Genomic DNA, 22,808 nt, shown 5'->3' with positions numbered 1-22,808 from the left:
GTCGTGCGCGCCGCTGAACGCCCTCCCCGTGGCCACATTGGGGCGACCGGCCCCTCAGGTGATGGCCTCGCTGAAGGCGCGGAGGAGCGCGGTCTCGTCGTCCTTGCGCCAGACGAGGCCGAGGGAGGAGTCCGGGATGCCGTTCACCGGGACGTAGGTGATGTCGGTACGGGCCTGGGTGCGCACGGTCGGCGCACAGAAGATCATGGCGCCCGCGCCGGCGGCGATCAGGGTCAGCGCCTCCTGCAGCGTCGAGACCTGGGGGCCTCGCGGGACGGGGAGCCCGTCCGGGGTCCTCGTCGGGGCGGTGAGCTCGCGCCAGTAGGCCGGGGCGGGAGGGCTGAGGTCGAGGAGCCGGCACTCGGCGAGTTCCTCGGCGTCCATCGAGGGTCGGCCCGCGAAGGGGTGGCGGGTCGAGACGACGAGGGTCTGGGGTTCTTTGGAGAACGGCGGGCCGCTGGTGAGATCGGGCTCGACGACGGGGAGCATGACGATGGCGACGTCGAGCTCACCGCGGCGGAGGGCGCCGAACGGGTCGGACAGCGGGATCTCGGCGAGCCGGATCTCGCAGTCCGGATGGTCCGCCTGGAAGGCACCGATCATGCCGGTCACGCGTTCGTGCGTGGTGCCGGAGAGGAAACCGACGCGGAGCGTTCCCTCGACGCCGCGGGCGGCGGCGCGGGCGCCCTCGACGGCGCCGTGCAGGGAGTCGTAGGCGGGGCGCAGGTCGCTCAGGAGCCGTTCGCCGAGCGGGGTCAGGCGAACGCGGCGGCTCGTGCGTTCGAACAGACGGGCCCCGATCCGCCGTTCCAGCGACCGGATGAGCTGGCTGGCCCGGCCCTGGCTGACGTAGAGGCGCTCGGCGGTGCGGCCGAAATGCAGTTCCTCGCTGAGGATCAGGAAACACTCCAGCTCTCGCAGGTCGAGCACGGTTCCCCCTGAGATTGATAAGCCTGGTTAATCCAAGGATGGGCACTTCGTCATTGTTCCCGGTCAGGTCTGATCAAAGGCTTGACTCATGTCTTTTCGTTCCTGGTCCGCCGTCGGCGCCGTCGCCCTCGGCACGTTCTCGATCGTCACCACCGAGATGCTCCCGGTCGGCCTGCTCACCCCGATGGGGGCGGAGATGGGGGTGTCCGGCGGCATCGCAGGCCTGACGATGTCCCTGCCCGGGCTCGTCGCGGCCGTTGCCGCCCCGGCGGTGACCCTCTGCACGGGCAGGCTCGACCGGCGGCTTGTGTTGTGCGCCTTGATGGCGCTGTTGGCCGCGGCGAATCTGCTGTCGGCGGCGGCGCCCGGATTTGAGGTGCTGCTGGCCTCCCGGATCCTGGTCGGGCTCAGCATCGGGGGGTTCTGGGCGATCGCGGCCGGGCTGGCCGTGCGCCTCGTACCGGAACGCTCGGTCGGCGCGGCCACCTCGACGATTTTCAGCGGGGTGGCGGTCGCCTCGGTGCTCGGCGTCCCCGCCGGGGCCTTCGCCGGCGAACTGGCGGGCTGGCGGAGCGCGTTCGCGGCGATGGGCGTCCTGGCGCTCGCGGTGCTGACCGGGCTCGCCCTGCTGCTGCCCCCGCTGCCGCCGAACGCGCCGTTCCGGGTGGGCGAGGTGCCCCGGCTGCTGCGCGACCGCCGGGCCCGGACCGGGCTGGTGGTGACGTTGCTGCTGGTCACCGGGCACTTCGCCGCCTACACCTATGTACGGCCCGCGCTGGAGCAGATCTCGGGCATCGGCGCCGGACTGATCGGCGGGCTCCTGCTGGTGTACGGGGCCGCCGGCGTCATCGGTAACTTCGCGGCGGGGGTGGCCGCCGCCCGGAGGCCCCGCCGGACGCTGTTCCTGATCGCCGCGCTGCTCGGGATGGTGGTCCTGCTGGTTCCGGTCGCCGGGACGGTGCCGCCTGGCGCGATCGTGCTGCTGGTGGTGTGGGGGCTCGCCTACGGCGGGGTCTCGGTCACCACGCAGACCTGGCTCCTCAAGTCGGGGGCGGCCTCGCCAGAGGCGGCGTCGGCGGTATTCGTGTCCGCGTTCAACGTGGCCATCGCGCTGGGCGCGCTGACCGGCGGCCGAATCGCCGACATCGCCCTGCCCGGCGTCATGTGGTTCGGCGGCGCACTCGCGCTCTTGGCCGCCGCCACCGTACGCCCCGCCATACGCCCCAGCGTGCGCGTCACTGGACGGTGTCGACCGCCACAGTGAAATGGGTGACGGTGTCGTCGAAACCGGTGAGCGCCGCGCGGGCCGCCGGTTCGACCACCGCCGTGTCCACGTCCGACCCGGCGAAGGCGCGGATCGCCGCCATCGACTCCCAGAGTGTGACGACCTCGATCTCGACCGACCCCTCGCTGTCCCGTTCCATCAGATAGGCGCCGCGATGGCCGGGGACGCTCCGCAGGCTCGGTACGACCGACCCCTCGAAGTGGCTCCGATAGGCCTCCGCGCCCTTCTCCGTGGCGATGGCGCTCCAGATTCTCGCGATCATCTACGGCTCCTCTCATCAGCCTCGACGATTCCACCACAGCGGCTTGCCCCGGAATCGCCGGACCGGAGATCGTGTTGTGCGCAGCGGGACGACGTGGGAGGGGCGGGACACGATGGCCGCATTCAAGATCAGGTACGTGGGCGGGCCGACCGCGGTCCTCGAGCTCGGCGGGCTGCGGTTCGTGGTCGACCCGACGTTCGACGGGCCCGGCGAGTATCCGATCGGCGACCGCGCGCTGGTCAAGACCGCCGGACCGGCGTTCGGCCCTGCCGAGATCGGGACCGTGGACGCGGTGCTGCTGTCGCACGACCAGCATCCCGACAACCTGGACACCCAGGGCCGCGCGTACCTGGCGTCCGCCCCGCTCGTGCTCTCCACCGCCTCGGCGCGCGAACGCGTCGGCGACCCCGTCCGCACGCTGCCCAACTGGGACGAGGTGGAGCTGCCCCGCCCGGACGGCAGGATGCTCCGCGTCATCGGCGTCCCGGCGCAGCACGGCCCCGACGGCACCGAGCAGTGGACCGGTGAGGTCACCGGGTTCGTCCTGGCCGGGGAGGGCGTGCCGACCGTCTACGTGAGCGGTGACAACGCCTCGCTGGACGTCGTCCAGCGCATCGCGGACCGGATCGGCGACATCGCCGTCGCCGTGCTCTTCGCGGGCGGCGCGCAGACACCACTGCTCGGCGACGCCTTCCTCACCCTGCCGAGCGAGGGTGCGGCCGAGGCCGCGAAGATCCTCGGCGCCCGCCACGTCGTCCCCCTGCACTTCGAGCAGTGGGAACACTTCAGCCAGGGCGCCGACACCCTGGTGGCGGCCTTCCAGAAAGCCGGGCTGGCCGGTCTCCTGCACCTGCCAAAGCCGGGTGAACAGATCGAACTATGAGCCGGGGAACGATGAGTTTCACCCGGGCGGCGGGTCTATCGGCGTATGAGCATCGACACACCTGAGATCAAGGAACGCGCGGAGCAGCCGTACGTGGCCGTCAAGCGGTGGATCGCCTGGACGGAGTTCCCGGTGATCGCCGACCGCCTGCCGGAGATCATCGGCTGGCTCGCCGCCCGCGGGATCCAGCCGGCCGGCGCCCCGTTCTTCCGGTACGTCACGATCGGCGGCGAGCAGGACGGCGAGGTGGAGGCGGGCGTGCCCGTCGCGGCGCCGGTGGAGGGCGAGGGCGACATCTACGCCGGCGTCCTGCCCCCGGGGCGGTACGCGTCCGTGACCCATGTCGGCCATCCCGACCAGCTCGCCGGCGTCACCACCGACCTGCTCGGCTGGGCGGCCGAGCAGGGTCTCACCTGGGACATGTCCGAGGACGACGAGGGCGAGCACTGGGCCTGCCGCCTGGAGCTCTACCACTCCGACCCGGCCGAGCAGCCCGACATGGGCAAGTGGGAGACCGAGCTGGCCTTCAAGCTCGCCGGCTGAAGCCGGCGGAGAAACTGAAGCCGGCGGAGAAATTGGCTCGCTTCCCCGGAAGGTCATGCGCGACGCTGAGCACAGTCACCCGGGGGAGACCAAGCCGTGGAACCACATGAATACGCAGGTCAGGACGCGGTAGGCCTGCGACAGCTGATCCGGTCGGGCGCCGTGGGCGCGGCCGAGGTCGAGGCGGCGGCGCGCCGCGCGATCGAGCTGGTGAACGCCGATCTCAACGCGCTGGCGCTGCCGCTCTTCGAGCCCGCGCTCGCCCACGATCCGGCCGGGCCGCTGGCGGGCGTGCCGTTCTTGATCAAGGACAGCCAGCCGTTCGCGCGGGGCGTCCCGTTCGCCATCGGCAGCCGCGCCATCCGCGGTGCCGTCGCCGGGGTCGACCACGAGCTCATGTCTCGCTTCCGCGCCGCAGGGCTCGTCACGCTGGGCCAGACGACGACTCCGGAGATGGCGCTCAGCTTTGCGACCGAATCCGTGCGGTACGGGTTGACCCGTAACCCATGGGACCTGGAGCGCGGCGTCGGCGGGTCGAGCGGCGGGGCGGCCGCGCTCGTCGCGGCCGGGGCGGTGCCGCTCGCGCACGCCAACGACGGTGCCGGGTCGATCCGCGTTCCGGCGGCCGCCTGCGGGCTCGTCGGCCTGAAGCCGAGCCGCGGGCGCATACCCTGCGGGCCCCTGATCGGCGAGGCCGCGTTCGGGCACTCCGCCGAGTTCGCCGTCACGCGTACCGTTCGCGACGCCGCGCACCTCCTCGACGCCATCGGCGCGCCGCCCGTGGGCGAGAAGTACGCGGCGCCACCCCCGTCCCGCCCGTACACCGACGAGCTCCGCGCCGATCCCGGCAGGCTGCGCGTCGCGCTCACCACGGCCGCATGGTCAGGCGTGGCCGTCGATCCGCAGGTCGCGGCCGTCGCGGTGAACGCGGGCAAGGTGCTGGACTGGATCGGGCACACGGTGACCGAGGCAAGCCCCGCCGTCGATCCCGATCTGCTGGTCGAGGCGATGATGCTCGGCTTCATCGCGGCCGGCGCCGCGCTGCTGAGGGCGCCCAGGAGACCCGACCCGGCCTTGCTGGAGGCCGTCACGCGCCAGGTGATCGCCGAGACCGAGTCGTTCACGGCGCTCGACATGATGGCCGCGGTCGACGCGCAACATCAGGTGACCCGGCCCGTCGGCCTGTTCTTCGAGGATCACGACCTGCTGGTGACGCCGACGCTGGGACGGCTCCCGGCGCGGCACGGCACGCTCGACTACAACGATCCGAAGTACTCGACGCGCTCCTGGTTGCGGCACATCTTCGAGTACGGGCCGTTCACCGCGCCGTTCAACGTCTCCGGCAACCCGGCGATCAGCCTGCCGCTCGGCCAGAGCCGCGAGGGCCTGCCGATCGGCGTGCAACTGGTCGCCGCCCAGGGTAGGGAGGACCTGCTTCTGCGGGTCGCCGCTCAACTGGAGCAGGCCGTGCCCTGGCACGACCGCAAGCCCGCCATCTACGCCGACACGGCCTCGCCGAGGTAGACGCGGGCCAGGGCGAGCGAGTCCTCGAAGATCTGGTACGCGCGTACGCGGCCGTCGTCGGTCACCGTGAAGCGCATGACGAACTCGTCGTCGAGGACCAGTCCCGAAGGCTGGAAGCGGTACGCGAAACGGCCCGGGATCAGCACCTGGTCGCCTATCTCGACCATGTTCTGAACCTCGAACGCGAGCGGCTCGGCCGCCTTGAACAGCTCGGTGAAGAAGACCCGGATCTCGTCGTGGCCGGTGCGGCGGCCGACCCACGGCACCAGCGCGGGATCACCGGGGATCGTCCAGGTCGCGTCCGGCGTGATGAGTGCGAGCAGCCGGTCGATGTCACGGGCGCCGAAGGCCTCGAAGAAGGCGTTCACGGTGTCAGTAGCGGTCATGGCGGTCATGGCGGTCCTCCCTGTCGGTGAGTCGGTTCGGTCGATCTCTGCTCGATGTGTCAAGTCTTGCCCATTCATGAAGCTGTCTTGCTCTACAGGCATGGGAAGCTATGACTGGTATGCCTTGGAGGTATAGATGGAGCTTCGCATGCTCGCGTACGTGGTCGCGATCGCTGAGGAGGGGACGATCAGCGGCGCCGCCCGGCGCCTGCACCTGACCCAGCCGACCCTGAGCCGCCAGCTACGAGACCTGGAGAGGCGCCTGAGCGTCGATCTGTTCGCTCGCAAGGGCCGTGGCCTCGTGCCGACCGTGGCGGGGCATGCCTTGGTGCGCCGCGCCACCACGGTGCTGGCCGAGGCAGAGGCGGCGCTCGACGATGTACGCCTCGCGGCGCAGGGGATGACCGGCCGCCTCACCATCACGTTCGCCGGGTCGGGCATCAACGGGCCTCTCTGCGAAACGCTCGGCCGGGTCCGCACCGAACTGCCCGGCGTGGACCTGCGGCTGGAGGAGAGCTTCAGCGACGCCGACATGTCCCAGGGGGTCCTGGACGGCCGCTACGACCTCGCCGTCCAGCGGCTTCCGGTGCGCGACGCCCGGCTGTCCACCCGCGTGTGGTGGCGCGAGCCGCTCACCCTCTTCCTGCCCGCCGGGCACGCGCTCGCCCGTACCGCCGAGCCCGCCCCGCTCACGGTGCTCGGCGAGATCCCGCTGGTGTTGTGGCCGCGCGAGGTGTCCACCCGCTCGTACGACGAGATCATCGCGCTCTGCCACCAGGCCGGGGTCGTGCCGCGCATCGGAGCGGAGGGCCGCAGCGCGCAGACGCTCCTCGCCCTCGTCGCCGCCGGTTTCGGCGGCACCGTGATCGCCGACTCACACCGTGCGCTGCGCCGCGCGGGGGTGGCCACCCGCGTCCTGGAGGGGACCTCCACGACGCAGCATCTGGTGTGGCGTGCCGAGGAGCCCAACCCGCTCGTAGAACGTTTCCGTGCCATCGCCGGGCTCGCCTGACCTCTCGCAGGCAACGGCCGTCCGATGAGCATTTCTCATTGAGCAATGAGAAATGCTCATCGGAAATGGCTCGGCACGAGCTGCACGAGCATGGCGCGCGATTTTATCCGGCGCTGCCGGTATTCATCTGTCACCTAGTTATGGATCCTTGCACCAGACTTTCATTTGGCCACGGATAGATTCCTGAGCTGCTGCGATGTCGCTCCACCCCCTTCCGACCACAAGAGGCCAGCACCAAAAGTTGATCTTCCGCGACGCCGGGACCCAGACTTTCTCGTGCATGAAATCGGGCTTTTGTTTGCCCCTATTTCGCAGGAGGTCTGGTGGCCAGTATTCGCAGGCCGCACAGAAAGTGGCGGGCCGTGTTCGGCGCCGCCGTGGCGATCACCCTTCCGCTGACCCTGGCGGCCGCTCCGCCGTCGGGCGCCGCGCCGGCCGGCGCCGCCGCCCCGAAGAGCCGTCCTGCCCCGTCCGGGAAGACGGTCTCGCTCATCACCGGTGACACGGTCCTGTACGGCAAGGAGCGGGACTCGGTCGTGCTGCTCAAGGGCAGGCCAGGGATCAGTTACAGCGTCACCCGGAACGGCGCCGACCGGTACGTCGTACCGAGCGACGCCCAGCCGCTGGTGACGGCCAAGCAGGTCGACAAGGAACTCTTCAACCTCACCAGGCTCGTGAACGAAGGGCTCGCCGGCGCCGGCAAACCCCTTCCGGTCATCGTGAGCTACGGGAAGAAGGGGACCCGCCTCTCGTCCGGAACCTTGCAGAGCCGGGCGGACGCACTCCCCGGCAGCACACCCGGCAGAGTCCTCGACACCGTTGACGCGGTCGCCCTGAAAGTCGACCGCACGAAGCCCGGCGCGCTCTGGTCCGCGCTCGCACCCGCCAGAACGAGTGCGAGACCCGGATTGAAGGCGAACGCGCAGCGGCTGTTCCTGGACGTTCGGGTCCGGGCGACGCTCGACCAGAGCGTGCCGCAGGTCGGCGCACCGCAGGCCTGGCAGGCCGGGTTCGACGGCAAGGACGTGAAGGTCGCCGTCCTCGACACCGGCATCCAGGCGCATCCGGACACCAACGGCACGTCGATCGCGTGGAAGAGCTTCGTCCCCGGCGAGCCGTCCATCCTGGACGAGCACGGCCACGGCACGCACGTCGCCTCGACCATCACGAGTCAGGGCAAGGGCAGCACTCCGGCGCGCAAAGGCGTGGCACCGGGCGCCAAGCTGATCATCGGAAAGGTGCTCGGCAAGGACGGCAGCGGCCAGCTGTCCGGGATCATCGACGCGATGCGCTGGGCCACCGAGGAGAACAAGGCCGACATCGTGAGCATGAGCCTCGGCGCCACACCGAGCGCTACCACGGAGATCCTGGACCAGGCCGTGAACGACCTGTCCCGGTCCACCGGTGCCCTCTTCGTGATCGCGGCCGGCAACAGCGGATCGAACGCCAGGACGCTGGACTCCCCCGGCACCGCTGACGAGGCGCTGACCGTCGCGGCGGTCGACAAGGGCGACAGGCTCGCGGCGTTCTCCTCGCGCGGCCCGCGCAAGACCGACGGTGCCCTCAAGCCCGACATCGCGGCACCCGGCGTGGACATCGTCGCCGCTCGCGCCTCCGGCACGTCGATGGGGGCACCCGTCGACGACCTCTACACCTCGGCCAGCGGCACGTCGATGGCCACGCCGCACGTGGCCGGGGCCGCCGCGATCCTCAAGCAGCGGCATCCCACCTGGAAAGGTCCCCAGCTCAAGGCCGCTCTCATTGCCTCGGCCAAGGACGTCGGCGCCGGCTCGTTCCAGGTCGGCTCCGGAAGGCTGCAAGCCGGCAAGGTCATCGAGCAAACGGTGACCGCCGACCCGCCCAGCCTGAGCTTCGGCAAACTGGCGCCCGACCAGGCCCAGGAGGTCAGCAAGACGATCACCTACGGCAACACCGGTACCACCCCTGTGACCCTCGACCTGGCCGCCGCCGTCAACGGCCCGGACGGCAAGCCGCTGCCCGCCGACTCGGCCCGGCTGTCCACGTCGAGCCTGACCATCGCCGCCGGTCAGACCGGCCAGGCCACCCTCACGCTCAAGATCGCGGCCGGCGCACGCGGCCTCTACACCGGCGCCGTCACCGCGACGGCCGGAGCGCAGGCGGTCCGAACGGCCGTGGGCCTGGAACAGACCGGCCCCCTGCGCAAGGTCACGTTCCAGACGTTCGACCGCGACGGCACTCCCCTCGACAGCGTGCCGCGCACCCTGACCGTCGGCTCCAACGACGACCCGACCCAGGACTGGACCGAATACCTGCTCACCGGCGGCGGGACGCTGGAGCTCCCCGCCGGTTCCTACACCTTCGTCCTCGAAGGCCCCGCGACCGACGCCCACGCCCGCAGCGGCATCAAGCCCGAGTCGATGCTGGCCGTCCAGCCCCAGGTGGAGGTCAGGGACGACACGACCGTCACCTTCGACGCCCGGCAGATGCGGCCGATCAACGTCACCACCCCGGCGACCGGCTACGACGCGGCCGCGACGGTCAACTGGGTCCGCGCACCCCGCGCCGTGCCGAAGCAGGACGGGGCCGTGATCTACTACAGGCCCACCAAGGTCCACGTGCTGCCCACCCCGCAGCCGGTGACCGACGGCACGTTCACGACAGGCTTCATGAGCCAGCGCATCGCGCCGCAGGTCGTCCTGGAAGTGGGGCAGACCCGGATAGAAGCCCGCTACCTCGCGCACGACCGGGAACGGACGTCCGCTCTGAACCCGAAGCTGGAGATGTTCCCTGCCGGCATCGGGGACGTCACGATGGTGTACGCAGGGGACGGCAGTGCCGCGGAGCTGGCCAAGGTGCCCGTACAGGGCAACCTGGTCTTGATCCAGCGTGACACCTACAACGTCGAGGAGGGCCAGGCCCTCGGGCAGCGGCTCGCCGACGCCGGCGCCAAAGGCGCCATCGTGTTCGACTCACGGGACGGCTACGAGACGGGCATCGAGGTGCTGTACGGCGGCGAGAAGGCCGTGGTCGCCGGAGTCACCAGGGCCGACGGCCTCCGTCTCCAGCAGGCGATCGGCTCCCGGCCCACCCAAGTCAGGTTGAGCAGCCAGCCCCGGCCCGGATGGGTGTACAACCCGGCCAAGTACTGGAGGGGCCAGGTCCCCGCCGACCCGAGCATCACCATGACACCCGGCACCATGACGGTGGTCGAAACGCACTACCCGACCGCCGAGGACAGGCTCTATCTCACGGCCAACTCGGCGTGGCCGCACGACCACGTCCAGGGACTCTTCACCGCCTCACTTTCGTCCTGGGCCCCGGTCAGGCGGCTGGAGGCCTTCCCGGTGGACAGCGACCTGCGATGGCAGCGCATGGTGATCCCCGACGGCGACAAGGCCTGGTTCTTCTCCCCCACCTGGTCACGCTGGGACGTCTTCACCGGCTCGACGGCCCGCAAAGAATCTCGGGCCCGTACCCCCATCCGGCTCGGCCAGCTGGCGCGGACCAACCAGCCCGCACCCGGGCTCGGCGGCCCGGGCCTGACGCCGCTGTTCGCCGCCCGGCGCGGCAACACTCTCTACCCAGCGCCGCACCTGGTCTCCGGAGAGGGCCACACCGAGTTCATGCACCCGCTCCTGCTCGAGGACCTGCTGCCCTGGCCGGACGGAAAGGTCGTCACCAGCACGCTCACCCGCGACGGCACCGAAGTCCCGGGGCGCAAAGAGGGACCGGTGACCGTCTACGACCTCCCCGAAACCTCTGCCCGCTATGACCTGCGCCTGGTCTACACATCCGAACTGCTCGGGTACGAGGGCTACAAGGTCGACACGACATGGGGCTTCACATCGGGCAAGCCGAGCGCGCCCAACGTGCCCGCAGGCTATGTCTGCGGAGACGGCAAGGCCGACTGCGCGCCCACCCCGGCCCTCCTTCTCGACTACGACATCCCGCTAGACCTGACGAACAAAGCCGCCCCCGGCGCGTTCACCATGACCATCAGCAGCCACCACCAGCCAGGCGCCCCGGATCCCAACCTGTCAGGCCTCCAGGCGTCCATCTCCTACGACGGAGGAACGACCTGGCAGCAGATCACCACGACCAGAAAGGACGCCAAGTCCTTCACGGCCAACACCACCCTGCCTGCCTCGAAGACCGTCTCTCTCCGCTTCCAAGCCCAGGACACCGACGGCAACACCGTGAACCAGACGTTCCACCAGGCCTTCACGACCCGTAGCTGACGTCATGGGCCGGGGGCCAGCGTCTCCTTGAGGGCCAGCAGCCCCCGGCCCATGAAGTCGTCGACGGCCCCCGCCACCCCATCCGGCAAACAATCAGTGATCCAAACGAACCGCGTCCCCTCCCCCTCGGCGAACACCTGCGCCGAAGCCATGTGGTGCGTGAACCCCGTCGGCGACTCGGTCACCGAATAGGCGAGCCGCCTGGCCCCCTCGTCCATCCCCACGAGCCGTTCCCGAGCCACCATCCCGTTGAAGAACGTGACGACCCGGTCATCCCCCTCCATGCGCGCGTCGGTCACGAACCCGACCACGAGCCTCTCGTGCAGCGCCCCATAGTCCTTCAGCGCGTCCCACACCACCTCGGGTGCCGCGTCGAGCAGGATCTCCTTGTAAATCGTCGCCATGCACCGAATCATGCGCGGCCAACTCCCGGCGGTATTGAACTTTCTTGCGCATCAAGGGCCATGGGAAGTGGTCGCGCCGACACCTCTTCGACATCGGTGGTAGCAGAAGAATCCACGCCCAGAGTCCCACCATGCGGCATCGAGTTCGCCTGACGCGACCTGCCGGTCTTCCTCCGCGACATACTTCCGCCAGTGGTCAGTGGGACGAACCGCCATGTCCAGGACGTTAGCGGCCGTACTGATCTACGATCCAGCCATTGATGCGGTTCGATCACGTCAGGGAGTGGTGGCCATGCTGGTCAGGGGCGTTCGCGGGTGAGGCGGCTTCTTACTCGCGTCCGGGATGCGAGCGTCTGTGTCTATGACCTCGACGTGGCGTCCGAGGGGGCGCTTGAGCCGGCGGCGCGGTTCGAGGTGCGGCCGGGCGACGAGGTGGCTGGGCATGCCGTTGCGCCGGATCTGAGCCGTGTCGTGTACGCCACGCAGCATGTGGTGGTGTGCCTCGGTCGTGACGGTGGCGAGGTGTGGCGGTACGACCTGCTTCCCCGGTCGAACGAGAAGTACGGGCACTGGCCTGGCTGCGAGTTCTCCCTCGACGGCAAGACCGTATGGGTCTACCGGCCCGATGGCATGGCCAACCGCGCCGACCAGGACCGATGGGTGGTTCTCAGCGCCGATTCGGGTGAGGTCATCGCGCAGGCCGAGCTGGGCACTGTCGGCCATGGCGGTGAGCACCATCGGCATCCCAACGGGGTCGACATCTTGTTGGACGTCGGGGAAGGCCAGGATGGTGTGCACATATTCCGCGGCGTTGGTGACGGCTTGGAATTGCTCAAATATCCGTGGGAGGACCGCTGCCTCATCGATCTCGCCCCGGACGGCCGCCAGTTCATGACGGTTTACCACGACCAGTCTGATGTCGCCTTCCACTCCTACCCGAGCGGCGACGTGATTCTGGAGTTGTCCATGGAGGTCTTCGGGCACGATCCCGAGGAGATCTTCTTTCAGTGGAGCGGCGGTTATCTGGACGCCGATACCGCGATCGTCACCGTCGGGGGCGAAACCGAGGACGAGGAGGAGTGGCACCGCCACTATCGGGTCGACCTACGAACGGGCGGAGTGCTGGGGGCCTTCGACGCTCACTCGGAAAGCGCCTATGACATCGAGCCTCTGGGCGACGGCACCTGGCTGACCTCGGGATCCGGTAGCCATCCTGTCCGTTGGACACGCTAGGTTTCCGCTCGTGGTCAGCTCCCCGGCGTCCTCACCGGCGTCGTTCGCTCGCCACCGGCCGCATGCTCAACCCCGCGGACGTGCGAACGTGGGCTGAGCGGGGCCGAACCAGCGAGTGAGGGTCGTACGGAGCGTTTCCGGATCCTCCCCGCTCCACGCGATGTAGCCGTCCGGGCGGATGAGGAGATTGGTCGCACCGATGCTCTCCGCGCTGGCGGCGGCGATCAGGTCCACCCGATCCGACCAGGGACCGGCCGCCTCGCGGAGGTCGTCGGTGAGGTCGAGGAGTACGGGGCGTCCGGCGTGCAGCAGCTCGACCAGCCGGAAGGCGCCCCGGTCGTTCTTCAACTCCATGTCGGGCGCGAGCCGCCCCGCGAGCGGGTCGTCCGGGCGACCGACGTCGTAGACGATGTCCAGGCCGCTGATCATGCCGCCGAGATACTCGTTGACCTGGTCGAGATGCATGAGCTCGGTGAAGAGCTCGCGCAGCGGGGTGACGGCCGGGTCGGGATTCATGAGGGCCACCTGGGCACGCGTGTTCCAGAGGACGCGCGCGCCCACCGGATGGCGTTCGGAGTGATAGGTGTCCAGCAGGTCGTGCGGGGCTTGACCCTGAACGGTCGCGGCGAGCTTCCAGCCCAGGTTGACCGCGTCCTGCATGCCGGTGTTGACGCCCTGGCCACCTGCTGGGAAGTGCACATGAGCGGCATCGCCCGCCAGTAGCACTCGCCCCTTGCGGTACGTCTCCGCCTGGAGGGCCGCGTCGCCGAACCGTGTCAGCCATTGCGGCTGGTCCATCCGGATGGGCATGCCCGCGATGTACTCGATCGTGTCGCGCAACTCGTCCAGCGTGACGGGCGCGCGGCGGTCTGGATGGGGCGCCCGGAAGTCGTACGTGAACACGCGGCTGAGGCCATGCGGATTCACCATCAGCATGACCCAGCCGCGCGGAGTGCGATGCCAGCCCGGCGGGACGTCGTACGGGTCGAGCAGCCGGACGTCGCCCATCAGCGCGGCCACTGTCGCACCGCTTCCCACGAAGGGGATGCCCGCGAGCCTGCGCACCGCACTCCGCGCGCCATCCGTTCCGACGGCGTACGAGACGTCCAGCTCGTACGGGCCGTCCGGCCCTTCGACCACGAGCGTGACGTGACCACCGTGATCCGCAAGGCCGACCACCTCGTGGCCGCGCCGTATCTCCGCTCCGCGGTACGCGGCGTGCTCGGCGAAGACATGCTCGGCCCAAGCCTGCGGAGCGCCCACAATGGCCGGGCCTTCCAGATTGAGCTTGGCGAGATCGAGGTCGAAGAGCCCGGCGAAGTGGAACGGCACCGGACCGCGCGGTGCGTGCCGTGCGAGGCGCGTGCCTTGGAAGCCGCCCACGTCATCGAGCAGGCCACGCCGATCGAGGGTCTGCGCCGTACGAGCGTGCAGGGTGCCGGCCTTGGATTGGAACGTGGGCTCAGGCAGCCGTTCCAGCACGACGGGCCGTACACCTTGCAGGACAAGCTCGTATGCGAGCAACATCCCCACCGGTCCGCCGCCCACAACGGCCACCTCAAAATCCACGTTCGTCCTCCCACCAGTCTTCGCTGTAGTTGTCGCTGTCACTCGGGGCCTGCCGGTCGGGGCTGTCAGTCCTCGACGAGGACGGGTTCGGGGGCTAGGGGCGCGCGGTCGGGCTCGGGAGCGCGTGCTTGCTTCTTCAGGCCGAGGGTGATGAGCGCGCCGAGGAGTATGCCTGCGGCCGCCACGTACGTCGCCGTCTGGATGCCTCCGGCGAGTTCGGCGCGCAGCGCCTCGCCGCTGAGCCCGTCCAGGCCCGAGTTGGTGAGCGCGACGAGGATCGCGAGGCCGACGGCGCCACCGACCTGCTGGGCGGTGGAGGCCATGCCGGAGGCGACGCCCTGCTCGCCCGCGTCGACGCCGGACGCGGCCGCGATCCACATGCCGGTCCACGTGACGCCCTGGCCGAGCCCGGAGATGAGGATCCCGGGCAGCAGCGCGGCGTACGACCCGTCCGCGGTGATGGCGTACGCGATCAGCGCGGTTCCGGGGGCGCCCACGAGCAACCCGCCGAGCAGGGTCGCGCGCAGTCCGATCCGGCCGACCAGGCGTTCTCCGATCTGCGTGCCCGCCGCGATCGCGAGCGACGGCACCAGGAACGCCAGGCCGGTGGCGAGCGGGCTGTAGGCGTGCACGCTCTGCAGGTAGATGGTCAGGAAGTAGGGCAGCGCGCCGAACGTGCCCATGAAGGTGAACGTGATCGCCATCCCCGCGCTCAGGCTCCGGTTGGTGAACAACCGCAGCGGCATCAGCGGGTCAGCGGCCCGCCCCTCGATCCATGCGAACACCGCGAGCAGCACGGCGGTTGCACCGAACGCGGCGAGGATCTCCGGCGCGGTCCAGCCGGTCTCGGGGCCCTGCACCAGCGCGAAGACGAAGAGCGTCACGCCCGCGGTCACGGTCAGCGCGCCGGGCAGGTCGAAGCCGCGACCCTGCTCGCGCCGCCCGTCACGGGCGAGGAGCACGAAGGCGAGCAGCGCGGCGGCGCCCGCCAGCGGCACGTTGACGTAGAAGACCGACTCCCAGCCGAACGCGTCGGTCAGCACTCCGCCGAGCAGCGAGCCCAGCGACAGCCCGCTGGCACCGGCCCCGCCCCAGATCGCCAGCGCGCGGTTGCGCTCGCGGCCCTCGGCGAACGTGGTGTTGATCAGTGACAGCGTGGCCGGGAAGAGCAGGGCGCCGCCGAGCCCCTGCACGGCGCGGGCCGCGATCAGCAACCCCGGGCCCTCGGCCAGCCCGCCGGCCAGCGAGGACCCGGCGTAGAGCGACAGGGCCAAGGCGAACATCCGGCGGCGGCCCAGCAGGTCGGAGGCACGCCCGCCCAGCAGCAGGAAGCCGCCGAAGACCACCGCGTAGGCGCTGACGACCCATTGCAGGCCCTGGTCGGAGAAGCTCAGCTCCCGGCCGATCTCCGGCAGCGCCACGTACACGATGTTGAAGTCCAGGGCGATGATGAGCTGGGCGAACGCCAGAAGCGCCAGAGCCCAGCCCGTGCGCGAACGCGCTGCGGGCATGAGTGTCCCCTCGTTTCGTTACGATTGTCCGGGAAGCTCGAACAGTTCGACCGTACGAGACTTACGTACAATCACGCAACCGAAAGTACGACCATCCCGTACAGTGGTACACATGGCCGCCCTCCTGCACCCTGCGCGCGACGAGATCCAGCTCGTGGACGTGATGCACGCCCTCGGCCACCCGCTCCGGCACAGGATCGTTCAGGAGATCGCCTCGGGCGAGGAGACATGGTGCGGCAACATCGACGTGGGCGCGCCCAAGTCGACGCTCACCGGCCACTGGCGAGTCCTACGCGAGAGCGGCGTCATCTTCCAGCGTCCCGAGGGACGCAACCTCTACATCACCCTGCGCCGCGACGACCTGGAGGCCCGTTTCCCCGGCCTGCTGGACCTGGTCCTCAGCGACAAATGACCGCGGCCCCGCCGCCGGTCGGGCTGGGAGCACCCTTCGTACGGCCGTCACTCTTCTTCGTGCAGGAGCAGGAGGGCGTAGGCGGCCACCGTCGAGTCGTCGGTGATGAGACCGTCTCGCACGTAGCGCTTGAACTCCGCCCGGGTGACGAAGCGCTGCCGCATGTCCTGCTCCTCGAGCTCCCGGTCGGTCTCGCCCTGGGTGAGGCCGGTGGCCAGGAAGACATGGAAGCCCTGGTTGCTGCTGCCATGCGAGCCGTGCAGGTAACCGAGCAGGGTCAGGGACGCGGCGCGCAGCCCGGTCTCCTCTGCCAGCTCATGCCGGGCGAGCTCTTCCGGATCCTCGGCCACCTTGCGGTCGGGATAGGAGCCCTGCGGGAAATTCCACGTCCGGCGCCCGATCGGATAGCGGTACTCTTCGACCAGATGGAAACCGTCACCTTCGGCGGGTATGACGAGCGCGAAGTCGGCCTTGTCGACGATCCCGTAGATGCCACGCGAGCCGTCGAGGCGTTCGACCTCGTCCTCGCGCACGGACATCCAGCGATTTTCGTACACGACACGCGAGGACAGCTGCCTGATCGTCTGCTCGTCGGCCATGCCGAAACCCTAGCGACACCTATCCATGGTTGAATCCACGCCTATGTGGCCGTCGTCACAAATCCCTCGTCCGTGGCTGCGCTGGTACGAGCCCGGTGTGCCAGCCGAGCTCGATATCCCGGACATCCCGGTCACCCGGCTGCTGGACGACGCGGCCCGGCGACGGCCGCGCAACACCGCGCTGGTCTTCTTCGGCCGCCGCATTCGGTACCGGCAGTTGCGCACGGCGGTCAACCGGTTCGCGGCGGGGCTGCACCGGCTCGGCGTCCAGCCCGGCGACCGGGTCGCGCTCATCCTGCCCAACTGCCCGCAGTTCGTGATCGCCTTCTTCGGCACGCTGCGGCGCGGCGCCATCCCGGTGCCCCACAACCCCCTCTACACCGAGGAGGAGATGCGGCACCAGCTCGCCGACTGCGAGGCGCGGGTGGCCGTCGTCCTGGATCGTTCCTACGCCACTCTCGACGCGATCGGCGACAAGGTCGCCGTGGAGCACGTCGTCGTCACCTCCCTCCTCGACTTCCTCCCGCCGCTGAAGCGGCTCGCGCTCCGGCTACCGCTCGTGCAGATGCGGGAGCGGCGGGCCAAGCTCACCACCGAGGTGCCGTCCGACGCCGGGCTCCTGCGGTTCGCCGAGATGCAGCGGCCCTCGCAGCGCCGCGTACGGCAGTACCGGCTCGACCCCGCCAAGCACCTCGCCGCCATCCAGTACACGGGCGGCACCGGCGGGGAGCACAAGGGCGCCATGCTGACCCACCGCAACCTCATCGCCAACGCCTACCAGCAGCAGGCCTGGGACACCGCAGGCCGGGACGGCGGGGAGGTGACCCTCGCGGTCCTGCCGCTCTTCCACTCGTTCGGCCTGGTCATCTGCATGATCGCGCCGGTGATGCGGGCAGGCACGGTGGTGTTGCTGCCGCGCTACAACAGCGACCATGTGGTCAAGGCACTGCGCCGGCACCGGCCGACGATCTTCCCCGGGGTGCCGAGGTTGTACGACAACGTCCTGGACAGCCCGCGGCTGGACCCCGGCGACCTCGACTCGGTACGGATCTTCATCTCCGGCGGCAGCGAGCTTCCCCCGGCCACGGCCGACCGGCTGGAGGTGCTGGGCGGCGACCGGCTCATCCAGGCCTACGGGCTGACCGAGGCGTCGCCCGCCGTACTGGCCAACCCGCTGGGCGGCGGTGCCCGCAACACCACCATGGGTGTCCCGCTGCCGATGACCGACGCGCTCATCGTCGACCCGGACGAGCCGACCAGGGTGCTGCCGTACGGCGAGCCGGGCGAGCTCGTGGTGCGAGGCCCGCAGGTCTTCGCCGGCTACTGGAACGCACCACTCGCGACGGCGCAGGCGCTCTCCAAGGGCTGGCTCCGCACCGGCGACATCGCGGTCATGGACGAGATCGGCTTCGTCACGGTCCTGGAGCGCCGCCGCGACGTGATCAAGGTGAGCGGCTTCAGCGTCTTCCCGTCCGAGGTCGAGGAGGTGCTGCGCCGCCATCCCGCGGTCTTCGACTGCGCCGTGGTGAGCGCCCGCGACGAGCGCCGGGGCGAACGGGCCGTCGCCTACGTCGTCGAGCATCCCGCCTACCCGTTCTCGGCCGACGAACTGCACCGCCACTGCGAACGTTTCCTCAGCCACTACAAGGTCCCGACCGCGTTCATCCCCTGCACCGACCTGCCCCGCAACCTGGCCGGCAAGGTGATCCGCCACGAACTCCGCGAAGGGGCGTCCCAGCCGTCGCCACGGTCCTGACCTGAGCGGATGGCCGCCGAGCTCGACGCGCTCGTCGACGCTGCCCGCGGCGACGACCCGGTGGCGGCTGGGACGGCGGGAAACGAGAGCCCGTCGCGTGATCACGCTTATCGGTTGACACGGTGACCGATTGTGGATGAACGCCTGGCCAGTACAGGTCCAGCAGTCCCTTCAGCCCCAGAGTTGATTCATCTTCTGTGAAGAGCGCCACATCGCTGGCCTCTGTACGGGGCACAGAAGGGGGCCGTCCGTGGGAGCACGCACTTCACCCGGATTCATTCGAAACCACCATCCCTTTCTCGCGGGACTGCTCGTCGCGGCGCTGGCCGCCACGCTGCTGGCAGTCGTCGCCTGGCGGCAGCCCGCCGGCGCGACCGCGCGGGCCGCGGCACTGCCGGCCAACTTCCAGGAGAAGGAACTCTTCAAGGGCAAGGTGACGACGCCCACCAACGTGGAGTTCTCGCCGGACGGCCGGGTCTTCGTGGCCGAGAAGAGCGGGATCATCAAGGTCTTCGACTCGCTCGCCGACACCGAGCCCGAGATCTTCGCCGACCTGCGGCAGCAGACGTTCAACGGGTGGGACCGCGGCATGCTCGGCATGGCGCTTCACCCGAAGTTCCCGGCCGACCCCCGGGTGTACGTGATGTACACCTACAACGGCGTCATGGGCGGGAACTTCCCCCGCTGGCCGTCCTCGGACGGCTCCAACGACAACTGCCCGGATCCGCCTGGCGCCAACAACGAGGGCTGTGTCGTGGCCGGGCGCATCTCGGTCCTGAGCCCGGCCGTCCAGGCGCGCGCCGCTCTGTCCAGCGCGGCGCAGGCCGGGCCGGTCAGCGAGCGGGTGCTGATCGAGGACTGGTGCCAGCAGTTCTCCAGCCACTCCATCGGCTCGCTGGCGTTCGGCAAGGACGGCATGCTCTACGCGGGCGGCGGCGACGGCGCCAGCTTCAACTACGCCGACTGGGGCCAGAAGAACAACGCCTGCGGCGATCCGCCCAGCCCCGCCGGCACCGCGCTCACCGCGCCCACCGGCCAGGGCGGCGCGCTGCGCTCGCAGGACCTGCGCACCACCGGCGACCCGGCCACGCTGGACGGCACGATCATCCGCGTCAACCCCGACACCGGTGAGGGCGTGGCGGGCAACCCGCTGCCCAACGGCGGCCCGAACATGCGGCGCATCATCGCGTACGGCCTGCGCAACCCCTTCCGCTTCACCCTCCGGCCCGGCACGAACGAGGTCTGGCTGGGCGACGTCGGCTACACGACGTGGGAAGAGATCAACCGCCTGACCGAGCCGTTCGGCACCATGCGGAACTTCGGGTGGCCCTGCTACGAGAGCACACCGCGTCAGTCCGCTTACGACGCCGCCAACCTCAACATCTGCGAGAACCTCTACAGCGCGGGTGCCGCGGCCGTCACCGCCCCGTACTACGCCTACCATCACGGCGCCAAAGTCGTGCCGAACGAGACGTGCGGCACCGGGAGCTCCTCGACGAGCGGGGTCGCGTTCTACGCGGGCACCACCTATCCGGCGCAGTACAGGGGCGCCCTGTTCTTCACCGACTACGCGCGCAAGTGCGTGTGGGCGATGAAGCCCGGCACGAACGGGCTGCCCGACAAGACCAAGATCGAGACGTTCGCCACCGGCGCGGGCGGCATCGTCGAACTCCAGGCGGGCCCGAACGGCGACATCTTCGGCGCCGACATCATGGGCGGCCGGATCGTCCGCTACGTCTACAACGGCGTCAACAACCTGCCGGTGGCGGCGATCAAGTCCACCGTCACCAGCGGCGCGCTGCCGCTGACCGTCACCTTCGACGGCACCACGTCCAGCGACGCCGACGGGGATCTGCCGCTCACGTACGCGTGGGATCTGGACGGCGACGGCGCCTACGACGACTCGACCGACCCCAGGCCCAGCCACACCTACACGGCCGAGGGGACGTACCCGGTCGGCCTGCGGGTCACCGACGCGCGCGGCGCGGCCGACACCTCGACCCAGCCGATCGTGGCCGGCTCCACCCCGCCGACAGCCACGATCACGGCGCCGAACGCCGACCTGACCTGGCAGGTCGGCGATCGGATCGACTTCTCCGGTGGGGGCACCGACGCCGAGGACGGCGCCCTCACCGGCGGGTCGCTCAGCTGGCAGATGATCATGCATCACTGCCCGAGCGACTGCCACCAGCACACCGTCACCGGGCAGAACGGCGAGAGCGGATCGTTCGTCGCGCCCGACCACGAGTACCCCTCCCGGATCGAGCTGCGGCTCACCGCGACCGACTCCAGAGGGCTGACCGACACCAAGAGCGTGATGTTGCAGCCCAGGACGACGCAGCTCACGCTCGCCGCCAACCCGGCGGGGATCCCGCTGACCCTGCTGCAGACGACCAGGGCCACCCCGTTCACCAGCACCGTGATCGCCGGCTCCACGCTGTCGGTCTCGGCGCCGACCGCGACACAGATCGTCGCCCGCAAGGGTTATGAATTCGCCGGCTGGTCCGACGGCGGCGCGTCGGCCCACAACATCGTGGCACCGGCGACCGCCACCACCCTCACGGCGAACTACCGGCTGAAGACCAACCTGGCGCTGAAACGCCCGACCAAGACCTCCAGCGTCGAGAAGGCCGGGTTCGAAGGGCCCAAGGCCGTCGACGGGAGCATGACGACCCGATGGTCCAGCAAGCGGACCGACACGCAGTGGATCGAGGTGGACCTGGGCACCGTCAAGACGGTCGGCTTCGCGAACCTGAAGTGGGAGGCCGCCTACGGCCGCGATTACCGGGTGCAGACCTCCACCGGCGGCGGCGTGTGGACGACCGTGCGCACCGTGACGGGAGGCAACGGCGGCGACGACTGGGTGTCGTTCAGCCCGGTGAACGCCCGCTGGGTCCGCATGTACGGCCTCAAACGGGCGACCACGTACGGCTACTCGCTCTGGGAGATGGAGGTCTACGACCGGTAGGGCGGAAGGCCGCCCGGCGGATGGTTAACTGATCGCGTGCCCTCCACCCTGCTCGCCTCGCTCGCCGACCTCGGCCGGACCACGGCCGGGCCGGCGGGCGTCCAGGCCGAGGCCGAGGTGGTGTACGACCGGCATTCGGTGCTGGTCGTCCGGGTCGGCGACGTGGTCGTCAAGGCGCACCAGCCGGACCGCGACGGCGGCCCTCTGCTCCAGCGGCGCATGGAGGTCGCCGCCGGCCTGCCGGATCTGCTGCTCCCGCCCCTGGGACCCCGCCGTGAGATCGAGGGCCGGGTGGTGACGGTCTGGCCGTACGGGACGCCGGTGGACCCTGCGGGCCCGCTGCCGTGGGAGGACGGCGGGCGGTTGCTCGCCACGCTCCATTCCGGTGCCGTGCCCGTGGGCGCACCGGGCTGGGGACGGCCGGCCCGGGTCGCGCGCCTTGTCTCCCGGCTGGAGGACGGTCCGTCTGCGGCCGAGATCCGTCGCGCTTTCGCCACACTTCCCTCCTGGATTCGCGGCGAGACCGCGGAGCCCGAAGACGGCGCCCGGTGCCTCATCCATGGCGACTGGCATCTGGGGCAGATGGTCCGGGACGCCTCCGGAGCCTGGCGGCTCATCGACGTGGAAGACCTCGGAGTGGGCGATCCGGCGTGGGATCTCGCCCGGCCCGCCGCGCTCTTCTCGGCGGGCGTGCTCCCGCCCGAGGACTGGGAACGCCTGCTGGGGGCCTACCGCGCGGAGGGAGGGCCCGCCGTGCCGGTCGCCGGGGACCCGTGGGCGGCCCTGGACATACCCGCCCGAACTCTCGTGATCCAAATCGCCGCCACGTGCGTCATATCCGCGTGGGAGGGCGACCGACCGCTCGAAGAGCCGGAAATCGCGCTCGTCGATGCCTGCCGCAGAATCTCCACCGCGGGAATCCCGGCATGACGTGACGTGAGGACTGCTCTAGATTTAGCCTCTACCTGGGGATTCCATACCGGAAGGACAAGAAGGCATGCACTGCCCTAAGTGTCGTGGCGTGATGCGGACGTACACCCGCAACGGCGTCCACATCGAGCAATGTGACAACTGCCGGGGCATCTTCCTCGACTACGGCGAGCTCGAGGCCCTCAGCAACATGGCCGCCAACTTCCAGGCGCCGCCCCCCGCTGCTCCTGCTGCCCCCGCCTGGGGAGCGCCTGCGGCGGCGGTCCACCACCATCACCACGGTGCCCCGCACCACCGCCCCCACCACGGGAGCGTCTTCCACATGCTCTTCACCACCTGACGGACGCGGGCGGTCGCTCCTCTGCCGTCACCGCAGAGAAG

General features: G+C 69.9%; 19 protein-coding genes. 12 read left to right on the top strand and 7 right to left on the bottom strand.

The features are described from left to right. Window positions 1–54: 54 nt before the first annotated feature. Window positions 55–930, bottom strand: coding sequence for a LysR family transcriptional regulator (locus F8566_RS11770; RefSeq protein WP_151560231.1), 876 nt, complete (start codon window positions 928–930; stop codon window positions 55–57). An 88-nt stretch (window positions 931–1,018) separates the two neighbouring features. Here F8566_RS11770 and F8566_RS11765 point away from each other — a divergent pair, with 88 nt between their 5' ends. After that, a complete protein-coding gene (locus tag F8566_RS11765) occupies window positions 1,019–2,194 on the top strand; it encodes an MFS transporter (protein WP_151560230.1) in 1,176 nt (391 codons plus the stop codon). Here F8566_RS11765 and F8566_RS11760 read toward each other — a convergent pair. Then, window positions 2,166–2,477: an antibiotic biosynthesis monooxygenase gene (locus F8566_RS11760; RefSeq protein WP_151560229.1), complete on the bottom strand. Its 312-nt coding sequence runs from the start codon at window positions 2,475–2,477 to the stop codon at window positions 2,166–2,168. The genes F8566_RS11765 and F8566_RS11760 overlap by 29 nt on opposite strands. A gap of 112 nt (window positions 2,478–2,589) precedes the next feature. Here F8566_RS11760 and F8566_RS11755 point away from each other — a divergent pair, with 112 nt between their 5' ends. From F8566_RS11755 to F8566_RS11745, 3 genes are all read left to right on the top strand, one after another. Then, entirely contained in the window at window positions 2,590–3,360 is a 771-nt protein-coding gene (locus F8566_RS11755; RefSeq protein ID WP_151560228.1) for an MBL fold metallo-hydrolase, read from the top strand. Window positions 3,361–3,405: 45 nt separating this feature from the next. Beyond that, window positions 3,406–3,903 (top strand): GyrI-like domain-containing protein, encoded by a 498-nt coding sequence (locus F8566_RS11750; protein WP_151560227.1) that lies wholly within the window; start codon window positions 3,406–3,408, stop codon window positions 3,901–3,903. A 96-nt stretch (window positions 3,904–3,999) separates the two neighbouring features. Further along, window positions 4,000–5,427, top strand: coding sequence for an amidase (locus tag F8566_RS11745; protein ID WP_151560226.1), 1,428 nt, complete (start codon window positions 4,000–4,002; stop codon window positions 5,425–5,427). On the opposite strand, the gene F8566_RS11740 is transcribed toward F8566_RS11745, so the two are convergent. Next, on the bottom strand, window positions 5,400–5,822 hold the full coding sequence (locus tag F8566_RS11740; RefSeq protein ID WP_192809642.1) for a nuclear transport factor 2 family protein: 423 nt from the start codon (window positions 5,820–5,822) through the stop codon (window positions 5,400–5,402). The genes F8566_RS11745 and F8566_RS11740 overlap by 28 nt on opposite strands. Before the next feature lie 127 nt (window positions 5,823–5,949). Between F8566_RS11740 and F8566_RS11735 the strand changes: the two genes are divergently transcribed. Together F8566_RS11735 and F8566_RS11730 are read left to right on the top strand one after the other, a co-directional pair. Then, a complete protein-coding gene (locus tag F8566_RS11735; protein WP_151560224.1) occupies window positions 5,950–6,825 on the top strand; it encodes a LysR family transcriptional regulator in 876 nt (291 codons plus the stop codon). A gap of 323 nt (window positions 6,826–7,148) precedes the next feature. Further along, window positions 7,149–11,045, top strand: a complete 3,897-nt coding sequence (locus F8566_RS11730) for a S8 family peptidase (protein ID WP_151560223.1) — start codon at window positions 7,149–7,151, stop codon at window positions 11,043–11,045. Between the two features lie 2 nt (window positions 11,046–11,047). On the opposite strand, the gene F8566_RS11725 is transcribed toward F8566_RS11730, so the two are convergent. Continuing rightward, window positions 11,048–11,449: an SRPBCC family protein gene (locus tag F8566_RS11725; RefSeq protein WP_151560222.1), complete on the bottom strand. Its 402-nt coding sequence runs from the start codon at window positions 11,447–11,449 to the stop codon at window positions 11,048–11,050. A gap of 372 nt (window positions 11,450–11,821) precedes the next feature. Between F8566_RS11725 and F8566_RS11720 the strand changes: the two genes are divergently transcribed. After that, window positions 11,822–12,682 carry a hypothetical protein gene (locus F8566_RS11720; protein ID WP_225993077.1) on the top strand — a complete coding sequence of 287 codons (861 nt, stop codon included), beginning with the start codon at window positions 11,822–11,824 and terminating at the stop codon, window positions 12,680–12,682. Between the two features lie 66 nt (window positions 12,683–12,748). On the opposite strand, the gene F8566_RS11715 is transcribed toward F8566_RS11720, so the two are convergent. Together F8566_RS11715 and F8566_RS11710 are read right to left on the bottom strand one after the other, a co-directional pair. Next, a complete protein-coding gene (locus F8566_RS11715) occupies window positions 12,749–14,251 on the bottom strand; it encodes an FAD-dependent monooxygenase (protein ID WP_225993076.1) in 1,503 nt (500 codons plus the stop codon). A gap of 65 nt (window positions 14,252–14,316) precedes the next feature. Further along, entirely contained in the window at window positions 14,317–15,762 is a 1,446-nt protein-coding gene (locus tag F8566_RS11710; protein WP_151560220.1) for an MFS transporter, read from the bottom strand. 112 nt (window positions 15,763–15,874) lie between these two features. Between F8566_RS11710 and F8566_RS11705 the strand changes: the two genes are divergently transcribed. Next, window positions 15,875–16,174 (top strand): ArsR/SmtB family transcription factor, encoded by a 300-nt coding sequence (locus F8566_RS11705; RefSeq protein WP_151560219.1) that lies wholly within the window; start codon window positions 15,875–15,877, stop codon window positions 16,172–16,174. Window positions 16,175–16,221: 47 nt separating this feature from the next. On the opposite strand, the gene F8566_RS11700 is transcribed toward F8566_RS11705, so the two are convergent. Continuing rightward, entirely contained in the window at window positions 16,222–16,773 is a 552-nt protein-coding gene (locus tag F8566_RS11700; protein WP_151560218.1) for an NUDIX domain-containing protein, read from the bottom strand. A 97-nt stretch (window positions 16,774–16,870) separates the two neighbouring features. Between F8566_RS11700 and F8566_RS11695 the strand changes: the two genes are divergently transcribed. The 4 genes from F8566_RS11695 (at window position 16,871) to F8566_RS11680 (ending at window position 22,767) form a co-directional block, all read left to right on the top strand. Further along, complete coding sequence (locus F8566_RS11695) at window positions 16,871–18,529, top strand: AMP-binding protein (protein WP_225993075.1); 1,659 nt, start codon at window positions 16,871–16,873, stop codon at window positions 18,527–18,529. A 250-nt stretch (window positions 18,530–18,779) separates the two neighbouring features. After that, window positions 18,780–21,497, top strand: a complete 2,718-nt coding sequence (locus F8566_RS52630) for a PQQ-dependent sugar dehydrogenase (protein ID WP_151560216.1) — start codon at window positions 18,780–18,782, stop codon at window positions 21,495–21,497. 36 nt (window positions 21,498–21,533) lie between these two features. Beyond that, window positions 21,534–22,427, top strand: a complete 894-nt coding sequence (locus F8566_RS11685; RefSeq protein ID WP_151560215.1) for a phosphotransferase family protein — start codon at window positions 21,534–21,536, stop codon at window positions 22,425–22,427. A 67-nt stretch (window positions 22,428–22,494) separates the two neighbouring features. Continuing rightward, window positions 22,495–22,767, top strand: a complete 273-nt coding sequence (locus F8566_RS11680; protein WP_151560214.1) for a TFIIB-type zinc ribbon-containing protein — start codon at window positions 22,495–22,497, stop codon at window positions 22,765–22,767. The last annotated feature ends 41 nt before the right edge of the window (window positions 22,768–22,808 follow it).

Origin of the sequence: Actinomadura rudentiformis (assembly GCF_008923185.1) — a bacterium.
In the GTDB taxonomy this organism is placed as follows: Bacteria; Actinomycetota; Actinomycetes; order Streptosporangiales; family Streptosporangiaceae; genus Spirillospora; species Spirillospora rudentiformis.
The sequence above is the reverse complement of the archived record's forward strand: the minus strand, read 5'-3'. Positions and strand labels throughout refer to the sequence as shown.

Coding starts and splice junctions, on each gene's coding strand:
- F8566_RS11765 (WP_151560230.1), top strand. CDS start 1,019: ATGTCTTTTCGTTCCTGGTCCGCCGTCGGCGCCGTCGCCCTCGGCACG.
- F8566_RS11760 (WP_151560229.1), bottom strand. CDS start 2,477: ATGATCGCGAGAATCTGGAGCGCCATCGCCACGGAGAAGGGCGCGGAG.
- F8566_RS11755 (WP_151560228.1), top strand. CDS start 2,590: ATGGCCGCATTCAAGATCAGGTACGTGGGCGGGCCGACCGCGGTCCTC.
- F8566_RS11750 (WP_151560227.1), top strand. CDS start 3,406: ATGAGCATCGACACACCTGAGATCAAGGAACGCGCGGAGCAGCCGTAC.
- F8566_RS11740 (WP_192809642.1), bottom strand. CDS start 5,822: ATGACCGCCATGACCGCTACTGACACCGTGAACGCCTTCTTCGAGGCC.
- F8566_RS11735 (WP_151560224.1), top strand. CDS start 5,950: ATGGAGCTTCGCATGCTCGCGTACGTGGTCGCGATCGCTGAGGAGGGG.
- F8566_RS11725 (WP_151560222.1), bottom strand. CDS start 11,449: ATGGCGACGATTTACAAGGAGATCCTGCTCGACGCGGCACCCGAGGTG.
- F8566_RS11710 (WP_151560220.1), bottom strand. CDS start 15,762: ATGCCCGCAGCGCGTTCGCGCACGGGCTGGGCTCTGGCGCTTCTGGCG.
- F8566_RS11705 (WP_151560219.1), top strand. CDS start 15,875: ATGGCCGCCCTCCTGCACCCTGCGCGCGACGAGATCCAGCTCGTGGAC.
- F8566_RS11700 (WP_151560218.1), bottom strand. CDS start 16,773: ATGGCCGACGAGCAGACGATCAGGCAGCTGTCCTCGCGTGTCGTGTAC.
- F8566_RS11680 (WP_151560214.1), top strand. CDS start 22,495: ATGCACTGCCCTAAGTGTCGTGGCGTGATGCGGACGTACACCCGCAAC.